Origin of the sequence: Bacillus sp. AFS055030 (assembly GCF_002574545.1) — a bacterium.
Lineage (GTDB): Bacteria > Bacillota > Bacilli > Bacillales > Bacillaceae_G > Gottfriedia.
On the sequence record NZ_NUGT01000014.1, the window covers coordinates 19613 to 38374 of the forward strand.

Sequence of the window (18762 nt, forward strand, 5' to 3'; positions counted from 1 at the left end):
AACCAAAAAGGGATATCTCAAAAAACGAGATATCCTTTTTTTTTATAAACTTACTGGCTTACTAGTATCTTGCTGTCTACGTTGTTTTCTAGATTTTCTAAAATAAAGTAACTCATAAATAACAGGGATGACAATTAAGGTTAATAATGTTGAAACTGTTAATCCGCCAATTACTACAACAGCAAGACTTTGGGATACAAGGCTACCGGTTTCGGCTTTTTTGAATAGTAATGGTAGCATTGCGCAAATTGTAGCAACGGCCGTCATAAGAATTGGTCGAATTCGGGTTACTGCAGCATCGATAATTGCTTCACGAAGAATCATTTGTTTTTCTTTTTGTTTTACACGATCTAGTAATACGATTGCGTTTGTTACAACAATTCCGATGAGCATCAGTGCTCCTAAAAGTGCTGTTGGTTCAACGGATATACGACTGATCATTAATCCAAGCACTGCTCCAATCGCCGCTAAAGGTAAAGAACATAGTATAGCAATTGGTGCACGGAATGTTTTAAATGTAATAATCATGATTAAGAAAACTAATCCGATTGAGACAAGCATGATCATATATAAATCTGAGAAATCTTGTGATTGTTGTGCAAGGGCACCACCAATATAAACATTCACACCATCTGCAATTTTCATGCCTTTTGATTTTGTATCTCCAAAAATAACTTTATTCAAATCTGCATTAATTTTTGAAAGCTTATCTGGTTTTACTTCAGCAGATATACTTAAATAAGGATCGCCATCTTTATGATATAGATTAGTAGATTTTTCTTCTACTTTTAGTGTAGCTACTGATGATACTGGAATCATTCCAGTTTTCGTCATAATCGGTACTAATTTTATATCCTCAGGCGTTTTAGGTTCTAATATTGGTTCAAGATAAACATCAGTCGGTTGTTGATCAATTGTAACTGTTCCAAGTGGAGTTCGATTTAACATAACAAATAATTGTTGAGATAGTTGCTCAGTGTTACTTTTTGAAGGGTCAACTTCTAATGAATAAACAGTTTTTTTATCTTCCTCATTTGTTGTAACCTTTTTAACTCCATCAATCGTTTTAATTTTATTTTTAATCTCACTTGCAGTAGTCTCTAAATCATTTAAATTATTTCCAACAACGTCAATTGTAATTTGAGTTTTAGAACCTCCAAATAAACTAGATGCCATTGTACTTAATTCTGCATCGGCATAGTTAGTTTTTTGTGAATTAATTTTTTTTACAACTTGATCAGTCAGTTTTTTATCATTTAATGTAATTAAATAGATTGCTTGCGTAGAAGAGCGGACATCCCCATATTTTGCGGCATCAGCTGTACTTCCTAATTGAGTGTAAACACCTTTTATACCTTTTTGTTTAAGAATATACTTTTCTAGTTTAAGGGTGTTTTGTTTTACTTTTTCTACTGGTGTATCACTTGGATACGTTAAAGTCGTTTGAACAAAGTCTGAAGAAGATTGATCTGTTGCACCTTTTGGCATAGCGAAATAAGTACCTATTGAGCCGACGAATAATAAAAATGAAACGACTACTATTACCCATTTATGGTTCAATGACCATGTAAGAACTTTTTTATATCGTACTGAAGGATTGTGAGCTTTTAATTTAGCCTTTTTAAGGAAGAATGCACTTAATAATGGAACGACCGTTAATGCGACAAATAATGAAGCTAATAAAGAGTAAGTTATGGTTAAAGCAAATGGTAGCATGAAATCTTTAAGCCCTGTGCTAATCATTCCAATTGGTAAAAATACAGCAACAGTTGTTAAAGTAGAGGCTGTGATTGCACTACCGACTTCTTTCGTAGCGTCAATAATCATTTGAACTGAAAACTTCTCTGATTGAGTTTTTCTAAAAATATTCTCAATAACGACGATACTATCATCAACTAATCGTCCAACTGCTACAGCTACTCCACCGAGTGTTAAAACATTGAGTGTAATGCCAGACTCAGCAAGTAAAAATAATGTTAAACAGAGCGATAGCGGAATTGAAACAATGGTAATTAGTGTTGAACGTACATTTCTTAAGAATAACATGATGACGATCGTAGCGAATAATGCACCGAGTAAAACTTCCTTAATCATTGCATGTACAGAAGTTTTCACCATATCTGATGTTGCGACCATGACATCTGCATTCATATTTTTATATTTTTTATTTAAGTGTTTAGTAGCTTCTCTAACATCTTTAGTAATACTAACTGCATTGGAATTACGGTCCTTCGTGACAATTAATAATAATCCGTCTTTTCCGTTGATTCTTGTTAGGTTGTTTGTTGGCTTTTTTACTTCAACAGTTGCAATATCAGCTAATTTAACTTGATCAGCGACCATAAGATTCTTTACTTTGTCTATCTGATCTAAATTCCCAACAACTTTTATATTACTAGTTTTATCATTTATTATTCCTTCACCAACTGAAACTGCGGCATTTTGGCCTCGAATAATTCCCATGATCGTTTCTAATGATACTTTATTCTGCGCAAGCTTCGCATTATCGATTTTTACAGAAACAAAAGATTTTTCTGTACCGTACGTTTGAACGTCAGCTACGCCTTTTATGTCTTTGAAAGTTGGAATTACTTTTTTGTTTGCAAACTCAATATTATTTGGACTTAATCCATCTTCGAAAGTGATTGCAACATCTGCGATTGGGATCATGGAAGTGTTTAATTGTACAATTGTAGGTTTACTAACAGTTTGAGGTAGAGTGATATTATTTAAAGATTCTTGTACTTCTTGTTTAGCGTCTTTCATATTTGTTCCTGATTCATAATAAACATCAATTTTTGAAAAACCATTGCTTGTGCTTGAATAAATATGACTTTTACCTTTCACACCAGAGACCGCACTTTCAATAGGAGTTGTTACTTGTTCCTCCATTGTTTTCGAATCAGTACCATGGCCCATAACAATGACAGATACAATTGGTTGGTCAGCAGCAGGTAGGAATTCCATTGGAAGCTTTTTATAACTTAAGACCCCAATCAATAAAATGAGAATTGATAAAAAGGTAATGGCGGCTTTATTATTAAAGGCCCATTTTGTAAACCACGACATTCAAGTTATCCTCCTTTATGGTAAAAATATCCAGTGATACACAAGTTGAATCGTAACATACTCATCTTGAAAATAAAATACATTTTATTTGGAATTTACAAAATATTTAAAAGCACAATTCGACATCTGTTAATGAGATCAATTAATCAGTGCACTTTATTAAAATATGAGACAATTTACCTTTTATACTTGTTTAATGAAATTCAGTTTTGTGTTAGTTTCTTTTGTTAGTTGGAAAATTCAGAAATAATAGCACACTTAAATTACATGTGTTAAGGTATTAACATCTAACAAACTAGAAATTCAATAAAACTCGAGGTGTTGTATTTTGATTAAACGTTTTTTTAGTTATTATCGCCCGCACAAAAAGCTATTTTATATAGACTTTTTCTGTGCAATATTAGTAGGATTAATGGAACTTGGATTTCCTTTAGCAGTATCTTGGTTTATTGATCAACTGTTGCCTGAAGGGAATTGGAGCAAAATTATCTCAATCAGTATCGGACTTTTATTACTTTATTTGATCAGCTCTGGTATGCAGTTTGTTGTGAATTATTGGGGACATAAACTTGGTATTAATATTGAGACGGATATGCGTCGTGAGTTATTTAATCATGTACAACGTCAATCTTTTCGTTTCTTTGATAATACGAAGACTGGTCATATAATGAGTCGTATCACAAATGATTTAATGGATATTGGGGAATTAGCGCACCATGGTCCAGAGGATTTATTTATTGCAATTATGACCTTCATCGGGGCATTTTGGATTATGCTAGCCATTAATGTGAAGCTTGCATTAGTAGCAATCATAATCGTTCCTTTTTTAGTTTGGTTAATCTCATACTCAAACATGAAAATGAATAATGCATGGAGTAAAATGTATGGAAACATTGCCAATGTAAATGCGCAAGTTGAAGATAGTGTTTCAGGCGTAAGAGTAGTTCAATCGTTTACTAACGAAGAATATGAAATGAAACGATTTAATAAAAATAACCAATACTTCCGTAAAACAAAACTAAAAGCTTATAAAGTCATGAGCATGAATTTACTAGGAATCTATGTATCTACTCGATTAATGACGCTTGTTATTCTCGTTTTTGGAGCTTGGTTAAGTTATACGAAAATTTTATCATACGGAGAATTAGTAGCGTTTATTTTATATTTAAACATTTTATTTAAACCGATTGATAAGATTAGTGCTTTACTTGAATTATATCCAAAAGGTATGGCGGGCTTTAAACGTTTTACTGAATTAATTGATAATGAGCCAGATATTGTAAATACGCCTGATGCAATTGAAGTAGTTAATTTAAGAGGGGATATTAAGTTCAAAAATGTTTCGTTCGGTTACGAAAACAAACGTAGAATCTTAAATGATCTATCCTTCTCTATTGAGGCCGGTAAAACAATTGCCTTTGTAGGACCTTCAGGAGCTGGGAAAACAACAATTTGCTCATTAATTCCAAGATTTTATGATGTCCTAAACGGAGCGATCACAATCGATGGAATTGATATTCGAAACATGACGAAAGAATCGTTGCGATCAAATATTGGAATCGTACAACAAGATGTCTTCTTATTTACAGGTACATTGAAAGAAAATATAGCTTACGGTAAGTTAAATGCAACAGATGAAGAAATAGAAGAAGCAGCCAGAAAAGCCCACTTAACTGATTTAATTGCTTCATTGCCTGATGGTTACGAAACTCAAATTGGCGAAAGAGGATTAAAGCTTTCTGGGGGACAAAAACAACGATTAGCAATTGCTAGAATGTTTTTGAAAAATCCACCAATCCTAATACTGGACGAGGCTACTTCGGCATTAGATACAGAGACAGAAGCAATTATTCAAGAGGCATTAAATGATTTATCAAAGGACCGAACAACATTAGTGATTGCCCATCGATTAGGCACAATTAAAAAAGCAGATCGAATTTTAGTTATTACGGAAGAAGGAATTGCTGAAGATGGTACGCACACAGAATTACTATCTCAGGAAGATGGAATTTTTGCTAGACTGCATGCTCATCAAATTTAACGAAAAAACATTTTATAGAAGGTGTTTTAAATTGATTGAAAATTTTACAGGTAAGGCAGATCTATATTCGAATTTTCGTCCAAGCTATCCGAACGAATATATCCATTATTTGCTTTCAAGAAATCATTTAGGACCAAAAAGTGTTGTTGCAGACATTGGATCAGGTACGGGTATTTTAACGGAGCAATTACTTGAAAAAAGGTTAACTGTTTTAGCAATCGAACCAAATGATGACATGCGAGGGATCGCTGAGAAGACTTTAAAGGTATATGATCAATATAAGTCAATTAATGCAACAGCTGAACATACTTCTTTAAAAAATAATAGTGTTGATTTAATAACAGTAGCACAAGCATTCCATTGGTTTGATAAAGAAAAGTTCCGATTAGAATGTAAACGGATTTTAAAAAAGAATGGAAAAGTATCGCTAGTTTGGAATAGTAAAGATTTATTGAATCCATTAATGATTGAATTGCAGGAGATTTGCAAAGAAACTTGTCCTAAGTTTAAAGGATTTAGTGGTGGAATAGAAGATACGCCCGAAATGTATAACCAATTTTTTAAAAACGGGATTTATGAAACGATGATTTATAAAAATGATTTGGAAATGGATTTAGAAGGATTTTTAGGTAGAAACTTATCTTCTTCTTTTTCTCCATTAAGCGGTGAAAAAGAATTTGAGCCATATCGAACTGCACTGACAAATTTATTTTATAAATACAGTTTAAATGGGAAAATCATTTATCCTTATATTACTAAAAGTTATTTAGGTTTTGTGTAGATAAGAAGAGTGGGGCAACGTATGTTTTTTTGCGTTGCCTCTTTATTATTCATTTTGTGATATTTAAAGATTGAATGTATATTTAAAGGGAAAGTCATTAAGATTAGGAGATCAATCATGAGCGAGCAATTCACAGTAGATAAAGAAAAGAATTTAAAACAAATACTTTCTGCACTTAAAAAAGAAGAAATCATAAGCATTGTTCTAGACCTAGCACAGGAATATGAAGAAATCGAAAAAGGTTTATTATTTAAGTATTCATCAAATGATGACGTACTATCGAATAGCAAAAAATTAATTAAGGAAGGAATATATCAAAAAATCTAAATATCAAGGGTTTATAACATGGAATAATTTAGACGATGCATTACAAGGTGTTTATATGACATTAGATAAAGCGAGAGAAATGCTTTTAGAAGAAGATCATGATACGGCTATTTCATTATGTTTAATTATTCTTCCAGAAGTTATAAAAATGATGAATTATAGTGATGACTCTGGAGGCTACATAAATCCCGTTATTTCTAATAGCTTAGACATTATTGATGATGCAGCATACTTTGTAAGCTATTTAGATGAAAAGCAGCAAGAGTCTTTTTTTATGAAGATTTTAAAAGAGGCAGCTCATTCACGATACGATGATTGGAGTGAATGGAGATATAGTCTATTAGAGAGTTGTATACATTTTTGCAGCATTGAAAAATTAAGAAAGAAACTTGAGAATAAACTTGAAAAACTATTAAGTGAAATAAAGGGTAATTCTTGGAGTGCAGATTACAATAAAGAAAATATAAAGTTACTTCAATATCAGATCATTGAACAATATGATGGAAAAGAAGATGCAATGCAGTTCGTCTATAAAAATGTAAAATTAGGTGAATTTAGAGAAAAAGCAATTGATTACTTAATTGAAACGAATGATTATCTAGAGGCGCTGAGACTTTGTGAGGAAGGCATTATTGAAGATCAAGAATACCGTGGACAAGTTTTGAAATGGAAACAATATCAATTGAATATATACGAAAAGCTTGAAGACAAAAATAAACAATGTGAGTTACTCTTAGAATTTATTTATGAAAGCAATTTTGAGTGTTATTCAAAGTTAAAAATGCTTTGTCAACCAAGTGAATGGCCTAGTGTTTTAGAAGAAATTTTAACTGAATTAGAAAAGCAACGCTATATCCCTATCTATGAACAAATACTAATTGAGGAAAAAATGAGTAATAAATTGCTTCAATATTGTAAATCTCATATTTCATCAATTAAAAATCTATATCCTTATTTATTAAAAGAATATTTAGAAGAGGCAAGAGAAATCTATGCAAAACTTATTGAAGAAGAAGCAGGACAAGCAACTGACCGGAAAATGTATAAAAAAGTTTGTAAAACAATTGTAGAATTTAATAAAATTTTTGGTAGTCAATACGCTCAAGATATTATTAGCGACTTAAAAGAAAAATACGTTAATAAGCCAGCATTTATTGATGAATTAGGTTAATTAAAATAAAAGGGTAAAAAAGAAGGTCATTCCATCAATTGACCTTCTTTTAATATATTTCCTTATGAAAGTACTAAATCCCATCTTTCCTCAATTAACTTTGAGCCAGTCCATTCGAAGTTAGGTTTCTCCTCAGTTAAAGTAAAGTTATATTTTTTATAAAGATAACGTGCGGTCTCTAATGTGCTTACCGTCCATAAAAATACATTTTCGAATTGATTCTCATTACAGAAGTTGAGGGCTGTTTCGATCAGCTTTTTCCCGATCCCTAATCCTTGGTATTTTTCGTCTAATACAAACCATCTAAGCTGTGCTACTGACTCGTTTGATTTTGTAATAGCAATTGATCCGACGATTTCTCCATTTACTTCTGCGACCCAAAGTTCTCCTCCGCTAGGATTCAATAAAAATTCGCTTAGACCTTTCATTACATAATATTCAAAAACACGTCCAAATTGGTAGGTTGTACTATAAATTTTTCCATGAATATAAGCGACATATCCAACATCGCCAGGTTTAAATGGTCGTATTGATAGTTCAGTTAAAGATGTCCGATTTAATGAGAAAATCGCTTCAATTGTTTCCATTGATTTTACTAGCTCTTTTACTTCAGAAGTAGATAGGTTTTGAATCATATTTTCTACTCCAATATTCGCATCATCAACTAATTTATTGTAAATTTCGTTTCCCTTTGCCGTTAAACGAAGAGAATATTGACGTTTATCTTCAGCTGATTGGATTTTTGAAATGATGTTCTCGTCATCGAAACGCTGAATAATTCGACTTAAATAACCACGATCAATGCCAAGCTTTTCGATAATATCTGTAGCAGTACAGCCTTCGTTTTCGTTGATTTCCGTAATGATTCTAGCTTCGGTTAATGGAAAAGGGTGATTATAGATTTCTTGATCAATTTTTCCCAATACATTAGCATAATGTCTGTTAAATTTGCGTATTTTTTCAACATGATTCATATTTTTATCACCTTCAATATTCTGAAATTTTAGATTAATAACAATATAAACTAAAAAGTTGACTCAGTCAACTAGTTTGAGGTGGAAGTAGTGTTAGACTATTCAAAAACTTGGATAAGGAATTTATAAAGTAGAGAATATAATTAAAAAGGTTGAAAGTAAATCAAATAGGAGGAAAACATGGAACTATCTATGTTATTAGAGTATGGTTGGGTATTAATCATTCTAATTTTATTAGAGGGTTTATTATCAGCTGATAATGCTTTAGTGCTTGCTGTTATGGCAAAACATTTACCAGAAGAACAACAAAAGAAAGCGATAAATATTGGTTTACTTTTAGCTTTTATTTTTAGAATAGGTGCCATCTTTATTATTTCATTTCTTTTTAATGTTTGGCAGGTTCAAGCAATCGGAGCGGCGTATTTAATTTTCATAGCATTAAAGCATATATTTAAAAAGCATGATGATGAGAAAGAAAAAAAAGGAAAAAGCTTTCGTATGACAGTTGCTCAAATATCATTAGCAGATATTGCATTTGCGATTGATTCTATTTTAGCAGCAGTAGCACTAGTAATTGATCTACCTAATACAAAAATGGGGAATATAGGTGGCATGGATGGTGCTAAATTTATCGTCATTGTTATCGGAGCAATTGCAGGTTTAATCGTCATTCGCTTTGCGGCAGGTATTTTTGTTAAATTGCTGACAACCCGTCCAAGTTTAGAAACAGCAGCTATGCTTTTAGTTGGTTGGGTAGGGGTTAAACTACTAATGCATACTTTGGCACATCCTTCACTACACATTATTTCACATCAATTCGTGGAAGGACCAATCTGGAATACGATTTTCTGGTCAGTCATGCTATTAATCGCTATAGGTGGTTGGTTTCTCTCTAAAAAGAAAACCACAGATACGAACGTAGAATAAAGGAAAAATCGCTTAGGTTTTAGCGCTAAGCGATTTTTTTATTTTCACTATTTAACTAACATAATAAAATCATGCAGTTTATCAAGCGACATAATATTTTGATTGCATATTTGGCTATCCTTGCAAATGTAATTTCCTCTTTGTGTAAAAGTACCTTCAATTCTTCCTTTTGTTTTTGTCATGAATAATCCTAAGTCACTGTATTTATTACATATTGTGCAGTTGCCTCTTTTTTTCATAGGGCTAAAAGTACCTTGTAATCCTATTAGTTTGTCATTTAAATATGTGACAATAAACTTTGAATTAGAGCCTAAGTCATCCCATCCAATATATGTTGTCTCAACTAAGTCAATAGTTTGTAATAAGGGAAGCTTTAATTTTTTTGCTTTAGGAAATAGCTTTTTGATCGATTGTTCTGATACTTCTTTAAAAGGAATTACATAAGACTTTAGTCGGTTTAGTAAAGCATCTGCTTGATCAGAATTTTTAATTGTGCTAATTGGACTGAAGAGTAAAAGTTGATCTTCAGTTAGCTCAGGAAATAAACTTAGTATTTTATCATTAACTAATGAATGTAAAGCATTTAAAACAGTTTTATCATTTACCGTAGAATGTCCATTTGTTAAGACTTGAAGTTGATGTTTAATAAAATTATATTGTTCAGTTCTAATAAAAGGTTCCATCTATATCACTCCTAATTTGAAAGGAAAGTTTGATTTAATACTTAACATCTTTAATTTACATCAAAAAAGTGGATTTATATATGTTGAGTTTATGTAGGAAACAAAGTTGCCATAAAAAAAGAAGAATTCACTATTGTTTTGTATTGCCTCGTTATTAATGCGACTCGATGAAGATCTATTTTCTCCTTGTTCTAAAAAATGAAGTTTATTTTCAAAAAAATTTAACAAAGGTGGAATTTAATAACTTATTTTTTTAAGTATACTCTAATTAAAAGTAAAGGTAATCAATAGACAATTGTTACCCCGACATGGACAAAATTTAATTAAGTAGGTGTAAAAATATTGTCAAACTTTCCGATAAATACAGTTATTACATTAATTTTAATAATTGCTCTTATAATTGCTTTAAAAAGGATAGTTAGCTTTTTCTTAAAAAAAGCTAATAAGCCAAGAAAATAAAGGTGACTTTTACAATTTCTAAATAACTTGATCTGTTTGCCCTATTGTATGGACGTATTAAATTTCGACACTCTGAAAAAAAACACTGATTATGCGTTAATCAGTGTTTTTTATATTTATTTAGTATAGACAATTTTTTTTATCGTTTCGACTGAGAGAAAATATTCTTTCGCTAATTGCTCAATTGATTGACCGTTTTTAAATGCTTCTTTAATCGCTTTATTTCGATTATCAATTAGCTTTCTTGTACCTGAACGTGAGCCCCATTTTTTGTGACCTTTTTCAGATTTTGGAATATATAGTGTTTCTCCCTGTACGTATTTTTGTATTTCCAATAATAACTTTTCAGGTAAAATAGCAGTTGCTTTTATATATGTCATCTTTGATAAGCCCCTTATTTTTATTCAGTAAATAAGGTGCAAAGCCGTTGAATCAGAACTGCTTACTTGGGCGATTAGTGAAACCTACCCATGCAAAGTATCGCCTTTCTAAATCTAGGCTTTGCATGGGATGCTGATTTATCTGACAAACTAACAGTATTTGTCATAATAGATCACCTCCTAAAGTAATCGTGAAAACTTTTATTTATTATAAATTATATCTGTTCGGATTGCATTTGTTACTTATAAATAATATGAAAAAGGAATAGAGATGAATGATTCCTATTCCTTTTCATTATTTATTTAACTGAAATAATATGTGTTTAATAATCTCACTGGCTGAACTTGATAAGCCATGTTCTTGGGAATAAATTGCCCATACATCCTGATATATGTAATTTGTTTCGTCAGTATAAGTAATCGGTATTACCTTGAGTTCATCATTACGAAATGTTGGGTAGTTTTTTACTGTAAACTCATGAATAAAGGAAAAACCAGCACTTTCCTTAACGACGTTTAATAGCAGTCTAGGATTATTTGTAGTTAAGATAACATGATTCGTAATACATTTTGAAAACTTTTTTACGATGCTATTTTTTGTATTTTTTAAAATTACTATTTTCTCATTATTTAAATCTGCGGGTGTTACATATTCGTAGTTGAATAATTTAGAATTTTTTCCAACTACTATCCCTACTCTTGCTCTATTGATTAACTTTTTATCCAATTTTGGATACTTATCTAATTCTTCTTTCTCTATTGGTAGGAAGCCAACATCATATCGATCTGGATTAAAACTTTTTAGTAATTGCTCTTGAAGCATTTCCTCAACATCAATTGAGATTTGAGGATTTTCTAAATTAAAGTTTGTCACTGCTTCTTGAAAAATATCAAAAAATGCTGTTGCTGCAACGATTTTTAACTGCTTTTCTTTTTTTATATTTAAGCTAAAAAGTTCCTCATTCAATTGCTTAATATTTGATAATATATTTATTGCTTTCATTATTACAATATTTCCTTCAGGTGTGGGAGTAGTGCCTACCCTTGAACGATTAAATATTGTTATATTTAATTCTCTTTCTAGTTGCGAAATAGATTGGCTTATAGCTGATGTAGAGATATATAACTTTTCGGCAGCTTTAGATATTGATTTTTCATTTGCTACATAAACAATATACTCTAATTGTTCGAAATTCATAGTAATCTCCTAATAATAAAAAATTCTAATACATGTAGTAACTTAAAAACATAAAAACTTAAAAGATAGTGGACATCGTTGGTTAATTATCATTTCATTAATTTAGAGGCGCTAGTAAAATTATATTGCGGATATATAGTATGAAGGAAATCTTAAGAAAAGGAAACAGTTTAATAATACACCTTTTTCACTGGAAAATCTTGTAATTTTGAAATTTATATTATTAAAATAATTCTTGAATTTTGCCCTGAACCACTTTTTACTTAAAAAAGCAATAAGTTAAAACGTTGCAATGCTAAATTTTTCCTCGGGAAAATTATAGTAATAAAAAAATATCTGTACCTAAATATCATAATATAAGAGTGTAGGGATTTGAAACCTTTATTTTATGATTTAGTTTAAAATTTAATAACATTAATCCTATGTTTAAGAAGTGCTTAACTTTAATTTCAAAAATATTAAATTTATTTAATCAATTCAAATATGTACAATACAAATGTTGCTATAAAAAATTTGCAAATTGGAGGTGGCAGTAATGTTAGCAAAATTAGTTCCAAATCATCCAAGAAATAATAATACTGTTATTTTTGTTGAAAATTCGCTTTTTGTGGCGGGTATTCGTACAATATTAGAATTTAATCGAATAAATGCTATTAAAATTAATTTAGAAGATAGCTTTTCTTTTCAGGAAGTAAGTAATTCAATTCTTATAACTCAAGTTTCAGGAGAAGAAATGGTAAAGTATGCGAGAAGTATTATGTTACATGATGATTCTACGAAAATTATTACTATTAAAAACTCTTTAGACTTTTATGAAATAGATCGTTTATTGAATGTAGGAGTAAAAGGTATTTGTTTAACAGATGTTGACGAAGCGTATTTAGTGAATACTGTTAAGCTAGTGCAGGGTGGACAATTCATGGTAGATAATCGTTTTACAAATGAATTGATAAAAGAATACAAGTTTCTCAAGGATAATTCAATCCATTTTATGCCGCCCAATGATTCATATTTAAAAGAGATTCTTACTAATAGAGAATACGAAATACTTCACCTTTTAGTAAAAGGATTTTCGAATATCCAAATTGGTAAGGAATTATTTATTTCAAATAAAACAGTCAAAAATCACGTAGCTAATATTTTAATGAAATTGGACGTTCCAGATCGTTTAAATGCGGTAATAAAAGTAATTAAAAATAATTGGATTTCAATCAAACAATAGTTTAATAAAAGTAAAAAGAGCACTCTATTTAACATATTACATTACGTGTTAAATAGAGTGCTTTCATTTTCGAAGTATTAATTATTAATAGACGATGATTCTTCTAATTTTTTTAAGAAATACATTTCTTCTCTGTACATATGATCTGCCATTAAAGCGGAAAAGTTGCTTAACATTTGGTTTGATATATCCAATTCTTCAATTTCTTTTAGAAATATTTGAAATAGCTGAATTTCTAATTTTACGTCGTGATTCATTCTTTTTAATGCAGGAAATGTACTTAGTTTAGTACGTAAATAGCCGGTAAGTTCTACTGCTTTTAGATAGAAGTGTTCAAAATGCTTTGTGAACTCATGACTTTTCTTTCTTAGCATTTTTTCAGTACTATCGAGATTCGTATAAATGGCATCTGCATGACCTGCCGCATCTAGCACCCATAATAAATGATGATGAAGCTCGTTGAAGATCGGTGGGATTTGATTTTGTTTTAAGTAGGTTAATACTAATAAATATTCTTCCAACTCGTTAACCATATGGTTTAAAAATGTTGGTGTTAAGTAAATCGTAAAATTAGCGTCAGTAATATGTTTCGTTAGCAATGAAAGTTTGAAATCACGTAGAGCTAAGGCGCTTTTTTCTGCTTGAATTGTAATTTCGTTCATATTTTCATTGTTATTTACTCTAGTAAATAAATTATTAAAATGTACGTAAAATGACTTTGCAATCTTAATTTCTTCCTCTTGCTTAGATGGTAAAGCATCCAATATAAATTGAGAATGATCTCTTAACACATGTAACCAAAACGAATGCTCAAAATTGGCGGTTTTGTTAAAATCTGGCATATAATCCCCCCTATAAACTCTACAAGGTATTATATTAATGAATGTCCTAAAATATTGCAGAAAGTAGTAAGGTCGCATTGTTGTCTATTATTTTTTATTGTCTCCGTTAATCCTTTTCTACTCTCTAACTCTTCAAAACTTCAACGATTACTTTTTGAAAAATTCTAAATAAAATTTCACTCTTTTCTTTTACAAATTCGAAATTCTGTTTTAAGGTAATAGTAATAAAAATATGAAGGAGTGAATCATTTGGGTTATGCGGTTGGATTAATGTCGGGTACATCTTTAGATGGAATCGATGCAGCTTTAGTAGAAATCAACGGTTGTGGATATGACACAGAAGTAAAATTGATTGATTTTATGACAGTTCCTCTTGAGGAAGGTTTATTAAAAGAAATTCAAGATGCGATTACACTTGTTTCTTCAAACGCTCAGCATTTATGTAGTTTGAATTTTAAACTTGGCTATGCTTTTGCAGATGCTGTAAAGCAAATTTGTAGTAAGAACGAATTTACATTAGATCAACTTGAATTCATTGGATCACATGGTCAAACGATTTATCACCAGCCTGAAGCTCATGAGAATTTCATTCAATCTACATTACAGTTAGGAGAGCCAGCGATTATTGCCTATGAAACAAAAACGAAGGTTGTTTCCAATTTTCGAGTGATGGATATGGCAGCTGGTGGGTATGGTGCGCCTTTAGTTCCACATTCAGAGTTATTACTTTATAAAAGTAAAACTAAAACGCGTTTACTTCAAAATATTGGTGGGATCGGTAATGTTACGATCATTCCAAGAAATGCTTCAATTGATGATTTGGTAGCCTTTGATACAGGTCCAGGTAATATGATTATTGATGAAATTTGTAAGCGCTATTTTGATGTTCCATATGATGCGAATGGTGATTTAGCTGCTAAAGGTAATGTAAATGAGAGATTACTAGAAAGATGTATGAGTATTCCTTATATTTTAGCACCTATACCTAAAACAACAGGAAGAGAGTTATTTGGTACACAGTTTGTTGATGAAATATTGGAAGAGTTTAGTGATATTTCACCGATTGATTTAGTGACTACAATGACGATGTTTACTGCAAAATCGATCGCTGAAAATTATAAAAAATATATTTTACCAGACCATCCAATTGATGAAGTAATTGTAGGTGGCGGAGGTAGTCATAATAAAACACTACTACGCATGCTTCAACAATTATTAGGTGTGGATTCCAAAGTATTAGTTCAAGAAGATATCGGTTTTTCTTCGGATGCAAAAGAAGCAATTGCTTTTGCAATTTTAGCAAATGAAACATTAAACGGTTTACCAAGTAATGTACCTGGAGCAACAAAGGCGAGTCGTCTAGTCGTTTTAGGAAATATTACACCAGTACCATACTAGGGGGATTAATCATGAAAAAATTAGGAATTTCAATTTATCCAGAGCACTCAACTGTTGAAAAAGATAAGGCTTATATTCAATTAGCCCATCAATATGGTTTCAAACGAATCTTTACGTGTTTGTTATCAGTAAATGGTGACAAGGAACAAATTTTAAAAGAGTTCAAAGAAATAATTGATTATGCAAATAGTTTAGAGATGGAAGTCATTGTTGATATTGCCCCTCGAGTATTTGGCACATTAAATATTTCATATAATGATTTATCATTTTTTGCAGAATTAGGAGCATATGGAATTAGACTTGATATGGGGTTTACTGGGAATGAAGAGTCGATTATGACGTATAATCCATATGGGTTAAAAATTGAAATTAATATGAGTAATGCTACGAAATATTTAGAAAATATTTTAGCTTATAAGCCAAATCAATCTAATTTAATCGGATCCCATAATTTTTATCCTCATCGTTATGCAGGTTTGAGCTATTCACATTTCGTTAAATGCAGTGAAGAGTTTAAAAAGCATGGTATTCGTACAGCGGCATTTATTAATTCACAAGCTGCAACATATGGACCTTGGCCTGTATCAGAAGGGCTTTGTACTTTAGAGATGCATCGTAATTTATCAGTCGTAACTCAAGCGAAACACTTATTTTATTCAGACTTAATTGATGATGTGATAATCGCAAATGCTTATGCATCTGAAGAAGAGTTCAAACAACTAGCAGAGCTAAACGAGAATGGTAAAGACTTGTTTACACTGAATGTTGATTTACATGATTCAATTACAGATTTAGAGAAAAAGATTGTTTTAGAGGAGTTTCATTTTTACCGCGGGGACGTATCAGATTACTTAATTCGTTCTACCCAATCTCGCGTTAAATATAGAGATGAAGAGTTTAAACCTACTTATACTCCACCTATTCGTAGAGGCGATATTTTAATAGAAAATGAGTTATATGGACAATATAAAGGTGAATTGCAAATAGCACTGCAGGATATGGAGAATTCGGGGAAAACGAATGTAGTTGGACGCATTGCAGAGGAAGAAATCTTTTTACTAGATTTCTTACATCCTTGGAGTAAGTTTCAGTTTAAAGAAAACTAAATGATAAAATTTTAAGAAGGTGTGAAATTTTTTTTTACATCTTCTTAAAATAAAATTTCNNGAAATTTTATTTTAAGAAGAATATAATTGCTTCATAGAAAACGTTTTCAGTTTTTCGAATCTTTTATATTATCAAATTCAAATTAGGAGGATAAGAGTATGAAGGTATTATTCGTATGTGCAGGCGGGATGTCTAGTGCGATTGTAGTAAACGCACTAAAAAAAGAGGGAGAAAAGAACGGATTAAATCTAGATGTTTTAGCTGTAGGGACTCAAGAGTTTGCTGAAGAAGTTAAGAATGGTTGGGATGTAGCGATGGTTGCACCACAAGTAAGACATCGATTTGATGGGTTTAAAGCTTCATCTGACGAGGCGAATGTACCTTGTGCTGTAATTCCACCACAAGCATATAGCCCACTTGGAGGACCAACATTATTAAAATTAGTTCAAGAACTAGTTAAGTAGTTTAATAATTTAATAATTTAATAATTTAATAAAGGAGAAGGACAACATATGGATAAGTTTATTTCATTTTTGGAAAACAATTTATCAACACCAATGGCAAAACTATCTGAACAAAAGCATTTACGCGCTATTCGTGATGGTGTAGTTTCAGCTTTACCTTTTATCATTTTCGGAAGTTTGTTCTTAATTATTGCCTTTCCACCAGTGCCTGCAGATTCTGCGGTTGGAGTGTGGGCAGCTAAACATGTTGCGGATATTTTAATTCCTTACCGACTTACAATGTACATAATGACCTTGTATATTACTTTCGGAATTGGATATAGCTTGTCCCAAAGCTATAAACTAGATCCACTTTCTGGTGCACTATTGGCCGGCTCAGCGTTTTTATTTACAACTGGGGTTCAAATGATTGATAAAGTGGGATTTGTATTACCGATGGCAAACATGGGTGGCCATGGTCTTTTCGTAGGTATGATCACTTCTATTTTTGCAGTCGAAGTATTACGTTTTTGTAAAACAAAAAATATTACGATTAAAATGCCTGATTCAGTGCCGAGTTCTGTCGCACGTTCTTTTGAAGCACTTATTCCTGTAACACTTGTTTTATCAGTAATGACTTTAATTACAGTTGTATTTAAGATTGATACACATTCACTAGTAGACAAGGCTGTAGCTCCACTAATTAGTGCGGGTGATTCATTACCAGGTGTATTAGTTCCTGTATTCTTAATCACATTTTTCTGGGCATTTGGTATCCATGGGGTATCAGTAGTAGGTGCAGTTGCTCGACCTGTTTGGGAAGTTTATTTAGCTAATAACTCTGCAGCTGTTGCAGCTGGTAAAGTTGGAAGCCAGTTACCACATATTGCTCCTGAAACTTTCTTCCAGTGGTTTATTTGGATTGGTGGTTCGGGTGCAACATTAGGTTTAGTAATTGCCATGTTAATCGCTGGAAAATCTAGTTATTCAAAGGCTCTTGGAAGAACAGCAATTATCCCAAGTATTTTTAACATTAATGAGCCAGTAATTTTCGGTATGCCGATTGTATTAAACCCAGTCCTAATTATTCCATTTATGATCGTTCCAATCATTGGTGCAACAATTTCTTACCTTGCAACAGCAGGCGGATTAGTTAACCCAACATACGTAATGGTTCCTTGGACTTTACCTGCTCCAATCGGTGCATATTTATCAACAGGTGGAGATTGGAGAGCTATTATATTAGTAGTAATCAATCTGGCAATATCTGTTGTTATTTATTTACCATTCTTCAAAATGTACGATAAAAAATTGTTAGCGCAAGAATCTACAGTTGAAATGGATAATGATGTAAAAGTATCTTTATAAATTCATAGTAAAGGGAGTTTGGGATCATTAATCCCAGCTTCCTTTATTTATTATCAAGTAATCAAGAAAGGAAGATTAACATGAACACTACAAAGAATCTCCATTTTTTTAGTTATAAAGCTGCATTTACGTTTTTTGTATTTATTCTTGTGTTTAATCTTATCTTTAATCCTGTTCTACACTTTTTTGGAATGACGAAAGATCTTGCTGTATTTATTACAAATAGTATCGGTTTAAGTGTAGGACTTACAGGCGTGATTGTATTTATTGAAGGTAAGTTTAAGAATAAGAAACAAGCTTTAATTTTATTTTTTACATTATTAGTTTTCTGCACCGTGACTTGTTTTCTCGTTGTATTCAATTCATAAGAAA

17 protein-coding genes are annotated in these 18762 nt (G+C 31.5%); 11 read left to right on the forward strand and 6 right to left on the reverse strand.

All coding sequences use genetic code 11. From position 1 onward, the window contains the following. Nucleotides 1-42 precede the first annotated feature (42 nt). The gene (locus CN925_RS04815) at nucleotides 43-3069 is read right to left on the reverse strand and encodes an efflux RND transporter permease subunit (RefSeq protein WP_098845137.1); all 3027 of its coding nucleotides are present in this window, start codon (nucleotides 3067-3069) and stop codon (nucleotides 43-45) included. 328 nt (nucleotides 3070-3397) lie between these two features. Between CN925_RS04815 and CN925_RS04820 the strand changes: the two genes are divergently transcribed. The 4 genes from CN925_RS04820 (at nucleotide 3398) to CN925_RS04835 (ending at nucleotide 7389) form a co-directional block, all read left to right on the forward strand. Beyond that, complete coding sequence (locus tag CN925_RS04820) at nucleotides 3398-5110, forward strand: ABC transporter ATP-binding protein (protein ID WP_098845138.1); 1713 nt, start codon at nucleotides 3398-3400, stop codon at nucleotides 5108-5110. Further along, nucleotides 5094-5891 carry a class I SAM-dependent methyltransferase gene (locus CN925_RS04825; protein ID WP_098845139.1) on the forward strand — a complete coding sequence of 266 codons (798 nt, stop codon included), beginning with the start codon at nucleotides 5094-5096 and terminating at the stop codon, nucleotides 5889-5891. The genes CN925_RS04820 and CN925_RS04825 overlap by 17 nt, the downstream gene beginning before the upstream one ends. Before the next feature lie 117 nt (nucleotides 5892-6008). Further along, a complete protein-coding gene (locus CN925_RS04830; protein ID WP_098845140.1) occupies nucleotides 6009-6218 on the forward strand; it encodes a hypothetical protein in 210 nt (69 codons plus the stop codon). 55 nt (nucleotides 6219-6273) lie between these two features. Further along, nucleotides 6274-7389, forward strand: a complete 1116-nt coding sequence (locus tag CN925_RS04835; protein WP_098845141.1) for a hypothetical protein — start codon at nucleotides 6274-6276, stop codon at nucleotides 7387-7389. 62 nt (nucleotides 7390-7451) lie between these two features. Here CN925_RS04835 and CN925_RS04840 read toward each other — a convergent pair whose 3' ends face one another. Next, complete coding sequence (locus CN925_RS04840) at nucleotides 7452-8363, reverse strand: bifunctional helix-turn-helix transcriptional regulator/GNAT family N-acetyltransferase (protein ID WP_098845142.1); 912 nt, start codon at nucleotides 8361-8363, stop codon at nucleotides 7452-7454. 180 nt (nucleotides 8364-8543) lie between these two features. Between CN925_RS04840 and CN925_RS04845 the strand changes: the two genes are divergently transcribed. After that, nucleotides 8544-9290 (forward strand): TerC family protein, encoded by a 747-nt coding sequence (locus tag CN925_RS04845; RefSeq protein ID WP_098845143.1) that lies wholly within the window; start codon nucleotides 8544-8546, stop codon nucleotides 9288-9290. Between the two features lie 47 nt (nucleotides 9291-9337). Here CN925_RS04845 and CN925_RS04850 read toward each other — a convergent pair whose 3' ends face one another. The 3 genes from CN925_RS04850 to CN925_RS04860 form a co-directional block, all read right to left on the reverse strand. After that, nucleotides 9338-9973 carry a FusB/FusC family EF-G-binding protein gene (locus tag CN925_RS04850; RefSeq protein ID WP_098845144.1) on the reverse strand — a complete coding sequence of 212 codons (636 nt, stop codon included), beginning with the start codon at nucleotides 9971-9973 and terminating at the stop codon, nucleotides 9338-9340. A gap of 575 nt (nucleotides 9974-10548) precedes the next feature. Beyond that, nucleotides 10549-10812, reverse strand: coding sequence for a CD3324 family protein (locus CN925_RS04855; protein ID WP_098845145.1), 264 nt, complete (start codon nucleotides 10810-10812; stop codon nucleotides 10549-10551). Between the two features lie 295 nt (nucleotides 10813-11107). Then, nucleotides 11108-12010 (reverse strand): LysR family transcriptional regulator, encoded by a 903-nt coding sequence (locus CN925_RS04860; RefSeq protein WP_098845146.1) that lies wholly within the window; start codon nucleotides 12008-12010, stop codon nucleotides 11108-11110. 535 nt (nucleotides 12011-12545) lie between these two features. Here CN925_RS04860 and CN925_RS04865 point away from each other — a divergent pair. Then, entirely contained in the window at nucleotides 12546-13232 is a 687-nt protein-coding gene (locus CN925_RS04865) for a response regulator transcription factor (protein ID WP_098845147.1), read from the forward strand. 77 nt (nucleotides 13233-13309) lie between these two features. Here the strand turns inward: CN925_RS04865 and CN925_RS04870 are convergent, their stop codons facing one another. Beyond that, complete coding sequence (locus CN925_RS04870; protein WP_098845148.1) at nucleotides 13310-14074, reverse strand: DUF2935 domain-containing protein; 765 nt, start codon at nucleotides 14072-14074, stop codon at nucleotides 13310-13312. Between the two features lie 249 nt (nucleotides 14075-14323). Between CN925_RS04870 and anmK the strand changes: the two genes are divergently transcribed. From anmK to CN925_RS04895, 5 genes are all read left to right on the forward strand, one after another. After that, nucleotides 14324-15472, forward strand: coding sequence for an anhydro-N-acetylmuramic acid kinase AnmK (anmK, locus tag CN925_RS04875; RefSeq protein ID WP_098845149.1), 1149 nt, complete (start codon nucleotides 14324-14326; stop codon nucleotides 15470-15472). A gap of 11 nt (nucleotides 15473-15483) precedes the next feature. Beyond that, the gene (locus tag CN925_RS04880; protein WP_098845150.1) at nucleotides 15484-16578 is read left to right on the forward strand and encodes a DUF871 domain-containing protein; all 1095 of its coding nucleotides are present in this window, start codon (nucleotides 15484-15486) and stop codon (nucleotides 16576-16578) included. Nucleotides 16579-16737: 159 nt separating this feature from the next. After that, nucleotides 16738-17043 carry a PTS sugar transporter subunit IIB gene (locus CN925_RS04885; RefSeq protein ID WP_088014092.1) on the forward strand — a complete coding sequence of 102 codons (306 nt, stop codon included), beginning with the start codon at nucleotides 16738-16740 and terminating at the stop codon, nucleotides 17041-17043. Between the two features lie 48 nt (nucleotides 17044-17091). Next, nucleotides 17092-18390, forward strand: a complete 1299-nt coding sequence (locus CN925_RS04890; protein ID WP_098845151.1) for a PTS sugar transporter subunit IIC — start codon at nucleotides 17092-17094, stop codon at nucleotides 18388-18390. 80 nt (nucleotides 18391-18470) lie between these two features. Next, on the forward strand, nucleotides 18471-18758 hold the full coding sequence (locus CN925_RS04895; protein WP_098845152.1) for a hypothetical protein: 288 nt from the start codon (nucleotides 18471-18473) through the stop codon (nucleotides 18756-18758). The last annotated feature ends 4 nt before the right edge of the window (nucleotides 18759-18762 follow it).